The sequence below is a fragment of the Microbacterium sp. genome (assembly GCF_032084865.1).
Lineage (GTDB): Bacteria > Actinomycetota > Actinomycetes > Actinomycetales > Microbacteriaceae > Microbacterium.
Genome location: NZ_DAMDLU010000242.1, coordinates 1 through 1,704, shown reverse-complemented (window position 1 = coordinate 1,704; position 1,704 = coordinate 1). Strand labels below are relative to the sequence as shown.

General features: G+C 71.1%; 3 protein-coding genes. 2 read left to right on the top strand and 1 reads right to left on the bottom strand.

What is annotated here, in order from left to right; genetic code table 11:
* Window positions 1–529, top strand: a 529-nt coding sequence (locus RT309_RS15000; protein WP_313358321.1) for a hypothetical protein, incomplete at its 5' end; no start/stop codon positions are given.
* 133 nt (window positions 530–662) lie between these two features.
* Window positions 663–809, top strand: coding sequence for a hypothetical protein (locus RT309_RS14995; RefSeq protein WP_313358319.1), 147 nt, complete (start codon window positions 663–665; stop codon window positions 807–809).
* 186 nt (window positions 810–995) lie between these two features.
* On the opposite strand, the gene RT309_RS14990 is transcribed toward RT309_RS14995, so the two are convergent.
* Window positions 996–1,704 (bottom strand): glycerate kinase (locus RT309_RS14990; protein WP_313358317.1); only part of this gene is annotated, 709 nt, incomplete at its 5' end.

The window sequence follows — 1,704 nt, the reverse complement described above, 5'->3', positions numbered from 1 at the left end:
CGATACCGCCGCCGGGCGCCTGGCCGTGCTGCTGAACCGCGCCGACGTGCTCGACCTGCCGGACGACGCCGTGCGCTCACGCGGGTCGCTGGCGCTGGAGTCGGTCGCGGGCCGCTCGCCGCTGAGTCCGCTGCCGATGCACGGGTTCAACCTGCTCGAGGTGACGCCGCAGAGATCTCGCGTGCTGTCGTGGGACGGCGTGGAGCTGCGCGAGACGGCCGTGCCGGCGGGCGTGCACATGATCGCGCACGATGACCTCGACGACCCGCGCACAGCGCGCATCGAGATGTGGCTGCCGCAGTTCGCCGCCGCCACTGCCGGCCGCTCCGCCGAGGGGTGGGACGAGCGCTGGGTCGCGGTGCTCGCCGCGAGCTCGAGCCTCTCCCCCGGCGACGACAGGGCGATCGTCCGCGACAACCGGGTTCACGGGTACCCGACGATGTCGCTGCTGTTCTGCACGGCCGAGGTCGCACCCGGTTCGCTTCGGGTGGCCTCCCGGGTGCTGACCGATCCGGGCCACTGGGGCTGACGACGCGCGCGCTGCAGCGCAATTTGCCGTCACACGCAGGAAGAGGGTATTGACTCATCGCCGACCCTGCGCTTACTCTTTTCATAGAGCAAGACAATTCTTTCACTATATGAAAATGAGAACGGAGAGGGACATGAGCGCACATTCGACTGAGGCGAGCGGGTACGTCCCGTTCGCAGAGAACCCGTCGGTCAACATCGACCCGGATCTCCACCTGCCTGCCGACCAGCGAGGCGGCTTCATCCGCGCATTCCGCGTCCTCTTCCCGAAGGCGGCCTGAGGACCACTCGCGATCCAGGGGATCGGCACCGCCCACCGGCGGACCGGTCCCCTTCGGCGTGCGTGCCGGGCCGAGCGCTTCGCGGCTCTCCCCGCGTCGAGAGGGCCCGAATGGCCGCATCACGAGCGGCGAGGCGACCACACGGGACCACCCGGCTCAGCGGACAGTCAACAGCAGCCCGGCGGCTCAGCGGGCGGTCAGGGCACCGAGCTCAGTGGCGATCGTGCGGCCGACCTCGCGCAGCAGCGGCACAGCGTTCGCCATGCTCTTCGCCGGCTCGGGCTCGATGTCGCTCAGCGCATAGACCTTCGCGAAGCCGGCGGACGCCGCCTGGGCGGCATCCAGCGTGGTGCGACCGCACACCGCCACGACCGGCCTGTCCGCCCGCGCGGCAGCGGCAGAGACCCCGAGCGGAGTCTTGCCGCCGAGGCTCTGATCGTCGAGACTCCCCTCGCCGGTGATGACGAGGTCGGCGTCGGCGATGCGCTCGTCGAGCGAGATCAGGCGCAGGATGACATCGATGCCCGCTTCGCGCACGGCGCCGAGCACCGCGAGAGCCGCGTATCCCACCCCGCCGGCCGCGCCCGCACCCGGGGCGGTCACCGAGGGCCGCACGCCGGGCAGCGTGTCGATGAGCTCTGCGAGACGCGAGAGGCCCGCCTCGAGGACGGCGACATCGTCGGCGCTCGCCCCCTTCTGCGGTGCGAAGACCGCGGCGGCCCCTCGATCTCCGAGGAGAGGATTGTCGACGTCGGCGGCGAGCACGAAGCTGACGCCGTCGAGACGAGGGTCGAGACCGGAGATGTCGGCCGAGACCAGGTCGACCAGCCCCGCGCCGCCTGGGCGCACGGGGCGGTCTTCGGTGCGCAGGGCGACGCCCAGTGCCTGCAGCATG

Bases quoted from the DNA above. Each gene is read 5' to 3' on its own strand.
- RT309_RS14995 (WP_313358319.1), top strand. From the start codon at position 663: ATGAGCGCACATTCGACTGAGGCGAGCGGGTACGTCCCGTTCGCAGAG.